Source organism: Synechocystis sp. LEGE 06083 (genome assembly GCF_015207725.1).
GTDB lineage: Bacteria > Cyanobacteriota > Cyanobacteriia > Cyanobacteriales > Microcystaceae > Synechocystis > Synechocystis salina.
Genome location: NZ_JADEWJ010000190.1, coordinates 1 through 7,577, shown reverse-complemented (window position 1 = coordinate 7,577; position 7,577 = coordinate 1). Strand labels below are relative to the sequence as shown.

The 7,577-nt window shown below is 50.2% G+C and carries 8 protein-coding genes; 4 read left to right on the top strand and 4 right to left on the bottom strand.

What is annotated here, in order from left to right; all coding sequences use genetic code 11:
- On the top strand, positions 1-1,803 hold a 1,803-nt coding region (locus tag IQ219_RS13860; RefSeq protein WP_368667610.1), incomplete at its 5' end, for an FAD-dependent oxidoreductase.
- On the opposite strand, the gene IQ219_RS13855 is transcribed toward IQ219_RS13860, so the two are convergent.
- A complete protein-coding gene (locus IQ219_RS13855) occupies positions 1,725-3,089 on the bottom strand; it encodes a glycosyltransferase family 39 protein (RefSeq protein WP_228017103.1) in 1,365 nt (454 codons plus the stop codon). The two genes, IQ219_RS13860 and IQ219_RS13855, sit on opposite strands and share 79 nt — an antisense overlap.
- Positions 3,090-3,112: 23 nt before the next feature.
- Positions 3,113-3,982 carry a dihydropteroate synthase gene (folP, locus tag IQ219_RS13850; protein ID WP_194072996.1) on the bottom strand — a complete coding sequence of 290 codons (870 nt, stop codon included), beginning with the start codon at positions 3,980-3,982 and terminating at the stop codon, positions 3,113-3,115.
- Between the two features lie 170 nt (positions 3,983-4,152).
- On the opposite strand from folP, the gene IQ219_RS13845 reads away from it, so the two are divergent.
- From IQ219_RS13845 to hemW, 3 genes are read left to right on the top strand one after another with little or no spacing between them, the layout of a single operon-like run.
- Positions 4,153-4,704 carry a glyoxalase-like domain protein gene (locus IQ219_RS13845; RefSeq protein WP_194018809.1) on the top strand — a complete coding sequence of 184 codons (552 nt, stop codon included), beginning with the start codon at positions 4,153-4,155 and terminating at the stop codon, positions 4,702-4,704.
- Positions 4,705-4,715: 11 nt separating this feature from the next.
- Positions 4,716-5,318: a nicotinate-nucleotide adenylyltransferase gene (locus IQ219_RS13840; RefSeq protein ID WP_194072995.1), complete on the top strand. Its 603-nt coding sequence runs from the start codon at positions 4,716-4,718 to the stop codon at positions 5,316-5,318.
- A gap of 47 nt (positions 5,319-5,365) precedes the next feature.
- Positions 5,366-6,625, top strand: a complete 1,260-nt coding sequence (gene hemW / locus IQ219_RS13835) for a radical SAM family heme chaperone HemW (RefSeq protein ID WP_194072994.1) — start codon at positions 5,366-5,368, stop codon at positions 6,623-6,625.
- Between the two features lie 44 nt (positions 6,626-6,669).
- Here hemW and IQ219_RS13830 read toward each other — a convergent pair whose 3' ends face one another.
- Together IQ219_RS13830 and IQ219_RS13825 are read right to left on the bottom strand one after the other, a co-directional pair.
- Entirely contained in the window at positions 6,670-7,125 is a 456-nt protein-coding gene (locus IQ219_RS13830; RefSeq protein WP_228017096.1) for a YbjN domain-containing protein, read from the bottom strand.
- A 63-nt stretch (positions 7,126-7,188) separates the two neighbouring features.
- Positions 7,189-7,577 (bottom strand): response regulator (locus IQ219_RS13825; protein ID WP_194072993.1); only part of this gene is annotated, 389 nt, incomplete at its 5' end.

The window sequence follows — 7,577 nt, the reverse complement described above, 5'->3', positions numbered from 1 at the left end:
ATTATGGCCATGGCAACAAAATCCATTCCCCAATTGACCACAGATATTTTGGTAGTGGGAGGTGGCACTGGGGGCACAGCGGCGGCAATCCAGGCGGCCCGGCGGGGAGTAAAAACTATCCTGGTGAGTGAGGGGCCCTGGTTGGGGGGCATGTTAACTTCCGCTGGGGTAGCAGCCCCCGATGGTAATGAATTGGCCGCTTGGCAAACAGGTTCATGGGGACAATTCTTACGGACTTTGCAAACCCAACAACCCGGGGGTTTGGATCATGGCTGGGTTAGCTTATTCACTTTTGATCCTCGCCTAGGGGCCAAAATTTTTGCTGACTGGGTGGCGGAGTTGCCTACCTTGACTTGGATTACCCATCAGTTTCCAGTAGAGGCCTTAAAAAATGGCGATCGCCTGGTGGGGGTGAGGTTTCCAGACTATGAAATTCGGGCTAGGGTAATTCTCGATGGCACAGAGTTGGGGGATTTACTGGCTCTGGGAGACATTGACCACCGCTGGGGTTGGGATTGGCAGGATAAATTTGATGAACCTAGTTGTCCCGTCGCGCCTAATGGCATGACAGAAAAATATCCAATACAGTCTCCCACTTGGGTATTTTTGCTGCGAAAAACAACAAATAGTCAGACAAATATCATTGCTGAACCTACTATTGATGTGGCTCAAGATTTCAGCAATACTTGGCAGAACCATGGCGAAAAAGATTTCTTAACCTATGGTCAATTGCCTGGTGAACATTACATGATTAATTGGCCGATCGCCGGCAATGATTATGGCCGGGATTTAGACCGTTTACTGGGTAGTGAAAAGGAAAGGGAAGCCTATTTACGGGAAGCTTACCAATATAGCTATGCCTACGCCCATTATTTACAAAAATATCATTCAGAAAACTTAGAATTAGCCACAGGAATTTTTCCACAAACGGGGGAGCTATCTACAGCCTTTGCCCTCCATCCCTACTATCGAGAAAGTAGACGTTTGAAAGGTCAACAAGTGATTACGGAAAGGGATATTTTACCCCAGGGCCAGGTGGCTTCCCTGCCAATTCATAATCAAAAAGTTTCTAGCATTGCGGTGGGAAACTATGCCAACGATCACCACTATCCCGGCTATGAGTTTCCCCTCGCTCCTAAATCCTTAATTTGGGGCGGACGGTGGACAGGAACTCCCTTTACCATTCCCTTCGAAGCCCTTTTATCCCCAACAGTGCGGGGCTATTTACCCTGTGAAAAGAACATTTCCGTTAGCCACATGGCCAATGGCAGTACCCGTTTGCAACCCCTCGTGATGAACACAGGGCAAGCGGTGGGTATGATAGCCGCCTTAAGTATTGAAAAAAATTGCGACCCCCAGGATTTGGACGTGCGGGATGTGCAGGAGGCCCTCATTGGCGATCGCCAAGCTCCAGCGGCGGTAATTCCCCTCTTTAATTTGGCCCCCGACCATCCTGAATGGCGGCAATGGCAACGATATTATCTAGACAATCCTGATCAATATCCCCCGTCAGGTCATTGTCCAGTGGATGTTAATTTGGCTCGATTACCATTTTCTAAAAGTCAATGCGTTTACAGCGGTGAATTGCAAAAAAGCGATAACCAAACCTATCAGTTAACCTGTCAACAATTGGGCAAAGTTCTAAAAGTAATTACGGAACGGCCAGAAGTGGCAGAGCAATTAATCAACTGTGCCCATGGGCAAAAAATTACCCTGGGGGGGCGCTACAATCCGGCCGGTAATTGGTTAGTGGTGGAAACAGTGGAAACCATCACATCAGGTAAGGACCTTGGGGGCAGATAGCTCAGGGGCGTATAAATAACCAAAAATAGGCAGACGAATAATCCCCAAAAAAGCACATTAATAAACTCAGGGCGCTGACGGTCTAGCAGTAGGGAAGTCATCGCCAAAGTTAAGGCTAACAAAACTAGCACTAATATGGTGAGCACTCCGTCCTGGGCAGTCCAAGTGGTTAAATTGCCTCGGCCATAGGCGTGATAAACTGCCATGGCCCCTAGGCCCGCACACCCCCCCAGAATTAAGAAAAATCTCCGCCACCAGGGAGGATAAACCCAGGTAAGGCTTTCTTGTCTCACTTCAGCTAAAGTTAACCCCGCCGCCACTGCCAGAACTACCAACAGGGGCATCACCAAGGATGGACTAGACCAGGGAGAAATAATCACTAACATGCTGTACGCTCCTGCTTGGCAAACAAGAAAACGGGCCCAACTCCAATGCAAAGCCTGTTGAGCTTGGGGAAAGGCATGCAGAGCGAAGATTAAACCAGGGGCACTGGCCAATAACCAAAACCAACCCCGCAGTTTAGTTGGCCAGGGGGAACCACTGATGAAATCGATGCCGGTCAACAGGTCGACACTGGAGGGTAATGAGCTATGACCTAGCCACCAGGCGATCGCCGGCATCAAACCTAAAATGAAACCGGTCCAAAAGAGGAATGAGGATTTTAAACGGGGTGTATCCCAATAAAGAAAAAGTAGACTAGTAGCCAATAGAACAATGGCTGTGGGCAAATTCGTTAATGCCAGGGCACTAAGGGTTAGACCCAAAGGTAGGGCTCCCCGTAAATCCCGACGGCAAAACAAGGCGCTAGCTAGGTAGGCAATGGTTAAAGGCAAAATAAAACTGTTAATGCTGGCTACCCTGGCCCAATAAACCACTGTGGGGGCCGTGCCATAGACCACCACCGTTAGCAAAGCTGGCCAACGGCGGCCGTACAGTTCCTTCCCCAGCCAATATAACAACGGCAAACTGGCCCCATTGAGCAAGGCTCCCAGTAAACGATCGCCCCATAATCCTTGGACAAAGATTATTTGACTAAGACTAATCAACCAAATGGGCAATGGCGATCGCCCTAGGTTATCGAACAAGCTAGTGGGGGTGAAGCCATAATTTTGTAGTGTCGTCCGCCAATAATGGGCTGATTCCACTAAATTTGTTTCCTCTCCCCGCCGTAGGCTATGGAAATCCAACCCCCAACAAAACAGCAAAGCTATGGGGAGCATCACCAGCACTACACTGGACCATGCCTCCAGGGGCCAACGCTGGAGTTTTTGCCCCAGATTTGCCATTAATTTCCTTAAGTTGGGCCTACTCATCGCCACAGGGCATCCGCCACCCTACAGACCTGGGCCATGGCTGCCACGTCATGCACTCTGACTATGTCCGCTCCCCCGGCGATCGCCCGACAGCAGGCCGCCCCGGTACCCCAAACCCGTTGCTTGGGATCCGGCTGGTCTAAAATTTTGCCAATGAAGCTTTTGCGGGACGGCCCCACCAACAGGGGAAAACCAAGTTTTTTTAGCTCCGGCAACTGACGCAACAGGGTGATATTTTGCTCAGCGGTTTTAGCAAAGCCAATGCCTGGATCGAGGATGATTTGTTGGGGCAATACGCCATAATGGCGGGCTAGGTCAATTTGTGTGGCGAAAAACTGCTTCATTTCTCCGATTAAATCCCCATAATCCGTCAAATTCTGCATGGTTTGGGGAGTACCCCGCATGTGCATCAGAATAATGGGGGCCCTGTGCTGGGCGGCGATCGCCAAAATTTCTGGTTCAAAGGTAGCCCCGGAAATATCGTTGATCAGATCTGCTCCAGCCTGGAGGGCTTGCCGTGCCACCTCTACCCTGGTGGTATCGATGGAAATGGGGATGTCCAATTCCTGTCGGAGAGTCTGGATAACGGGAATGGTGCGTTCCAATTCTTCCGTGAGGCTAACGGTTTCTGCTCCCGGTCGGGTGGACTGGCCGCCAATGTCGATGATATCGGCCCCCGCTTCTACCATGGCCTTGGCCCGGTGGATGGCCGTTGGCAGGGCATTAAACTCGCCTCCATCGCTAAAACTGTCTGGGGTGGTGTTCAAAATCCCCATCACATAGGTGCGTTTACCCCAATCGAAGCGGCTCTGCCCCACCTGGAGGGGAGGGGGAAAATAATCACTCAATTGATCCAACTGATCCATGGGCTATTGGGACGTAAGGTTGGAGCACCGGGAGCGCTCTTGGTAGAATGTACCCCAAGGGCAATGCTAGTTGGCCAGTGTTTGCTGGCTCCGGTCATAGCAAAGCTCCATGATCCTAACCATACAATTTTCGCTGATTTTTCGGGTTTTATTCCCCCAGTTGCCTAACCATGCCCCTGCATTTCGCCTCTTTGATTCCCATTGACAGCTTGTTTTCCACCCAAGGCATTATGGTGATGCTGTTGGGAGCCTATGCTTTGGCCATGTGGTTATTTCTCACCAGTGCCCCCAAGGTTTACACCGTGATGGTGTCTGACCTGGCGATCGCCAAAGCTTTTTATGAAGGGATGCTGGACTTAAATGGGGCTGACGTGCCTCTGCATTACTACTACAACTATGAACAAACCCTAGGCACCGCTGGTTGGGATTCCTTTGCCATGGCCGCTAACCCCCAAATCCCCCCCGAAAATCGCTACAGTGCCCAGGACGGCCTCTGGTATCAGTTGAAAAAGAATACCCAACTGCACATCATCGGCGGAGCTAGCTTTGGCAGTAAAAATCGCCAACGTCACGTTTGCTTTGACCACGATTGCCTAGAGCAAATTTTTCTGCGGGTGCAGTCCCGTCGTCTCCGCTATAAGTTACGCAGTCGTAAACCGTTAAATTTTTTGGTCAAGGATTACGATGAACGGGTGATTGAACTAACGGAAGCCCAGAATTAGAAAGCTCCGCCGTGAAAATAGCCCTTTTTGGCACCAGCGCCGATCCTCCGACCCTAGCCCACCAAGCCATTCTCATTTGGTTAGCTCAACATTTTGACCGAGTAGCAGTGTGGGCCGCCGATAACCCTTTTAAACAAGGCCCCAATCCCCACACAGGCCATTGGGCCAGCCTCGGCGATCGCCAAACAATGCTGAAATTGCTGGTGGAAGACATACAGCGTCATTACGGCACAGTACGAATTTGGGAAGATTTGAGCGATCGCCGTAGTTTAATCAGCCTGCAACGGGCCCAACAACGGTGGGGTTTGGAAGCGGACTACGCTTTGGTGGTGGGGGCTGATTTAATTACCCAAATTCCCCAATGGTACGCAGTGGAAAAATTGTTGCCCGCTGTCCAATTGCTGATTTTTCCCCGACCAGGTTACAGCATTGATCAAGCTGATTTGGCTAGGTTGGAGCAGTTGGGAGGGCAATATCAAATAGTCGATCAGGTTGGCGATCAAGACATTACTCCGGCCATTTCCTCCAGCATTTATCGCCAAACTAAGGAGGAGGAGCTAATTCCCCCTGCGGTGCAAAGTTACATTGAACAAAAACAACTGTATGAACCCTAACCATGGTCAGCTAAGGTCAGCACCATCGAGCATCCCTCATTAATTCCATGGCAACATCGTCATACCGTGGCCTAGGTTCTGTCTCTCCACCGCCTCCCACCGCCGCCTACATCCACATTCCCTTTTGTCGGCAACGTTGTTTTTACTGTGATTTTCCCATTGCCGTGACGGGTTTCCAATCTTTAAATCTAGATGGTTGGGTGGGGGAATATGTGGAAGCAGTATGTCAAGAAATTGCTGGACAACAATATTTAGGCTTGCCCCTGAGCACGGTTTTCTTCGGTGGGGGTACCCCTTCTTTATTACCGATCGCCGGTTTGGAAAAGATTTTAGCTGCGGTGGATAAATCCCTAGGCATTGCCCCAGCTGCTGAAATTAGCATGGAAATTGACCCAGGCACCTTTGACCAAGCCCAACTGCACAGTTATAAAAATTTGGGTATTAACCGCTTTAGCTTGGGGGTACAGGCTTTTCAGGACAACTTACTAACCCTCTGTGGTCGCCATCACCGTCGTCGGGATATTGACCAGGCCTTCACGGCGATCGCCAAGGAGAATATTACAAATTGGAGTTTAGATTTAATTGCGGGGCTACCGGAGCAAACAACGACCGATTGGCACAGTTCCCTCTCCTTGGCTCTAGAAGCTGGCCCTAATCACATTTCCTGCTATGACCTAGTATTGGAACCCCAAACTGTTTTCGATAAGTGGGAACAGCGGGGAAAATTGACTTTGCCTCCTTCCGAACGTAGTGCCAACTTTTACCGCCATGCTCAACATGTATTAACCCAAGCCGGTTTCCACCATTACGAAATTTCTAATTATGGCCGCCCCGGTTACCAATGTCGCCATAACCAAATTTATTGGCGTAATTTGTCCTACTACGGTTTTGGCATGGGGGCCACCAGTTACATTGACGGCAAACGTTTTGGTCGTCCCCGCACCAGAAATGACTATTACCAATGGCTAGAATCTTGGTTAAAGCAAGGGAGAAAAACTCCAGGAGAAAGGGTTGCTCCGTTGGAAAATCTGTTGGAAAGCTTGATGTTGGGACTACGGCTCACCGCTGGGGTGACCTGGGAGCAACTGCCTGTGATCAGTCCAGGGGCCAAGCAGACCATCCTGGCTACCCTCACTTCCTTTGGCGATCGCCCTTGGCTAGAATTTTACGACCGGAACAACGAATTACTTTCCCCAGAAAACATCACCACGGCAGCGGTGCAAAGATTCTGCCTCACAGACCCGGAGGGAATGTTATATTCCAACCAAATCTTGAGTGCCCTCTTCGCGGCCCTGGAGGAAGATTAATGGACTCACTGGAAGGTTGCCTTTGGAAATCAACAAAATTTTGATCAAACGCCGTATTTTTCCTTTAGGCGATCGTCGTGGTCATCGGCCAACGTTGCCACCAGGGTAATAGCCCGGGAAATTTCACCGGGGGAAAGCTCTGCCACTGTGCGCTGATGGAGGGCAACTAAATGATTTTCCCGCACAGCAAAACAGGCCTCAAAGGTATCCGACCAGTTTAATTGCATCACTTCCGCCAATAATTGGCCTGGATCTGTTGGTAAGGGCATCACCTCGGCCCAGACCCGAAACAGATCATTTTCCCCTTCTCCAGTGAGCTGTACTAGCACTTCCACACTGCCATAGGCAAATTTCCAGATGCTGCCCTGGTCGTTATCTTGCACAAAGGCGCTATTTTCCTGGGCCATACCGGAAATAACCGTTTCTATGACGTCGTGGTGACTAACGGGGGCCATTTCATCCATGGTCGGGGGAGCTAACTCTGGTGCAGGGGATGCCATAGTCATATTTTCAACGCGAAAGTTCCAACCCAAGTCTAACGGTGAACCGGCCCCAGGCATAGCCTAGGACAGTCGTTGCTTGATGAAATTTACCAATTGCCCCAACTGTTTTTTCAATTGGTCGATTTCTCCGTGCATTTGGGCCACCTGTTGCTTGAGTAGCTGAACTTCGGCGGCCAAATCTCCGGCCGGGACGGCACTGCCCACACTGGCCACAGGGGCGTGTTTTTTCGCTTTGACCATGGCCTCCTTAATGGCGGCCACCAATTCCTTCTGTTCAAAGGGTTTTTCCACAAAGGCAAAATACTCGAAGGGTTCGGGAATTTTTTCGAGTACCTCTTCCTTCCGGCCGGACATCAGCACCAGGGGAATAGCCCTGAGTTCTGGTCTTTCCTGCACCGATTGGAACACTTCCCAACCACTCATTTTAGGCAGAAGAACATCAAACATGA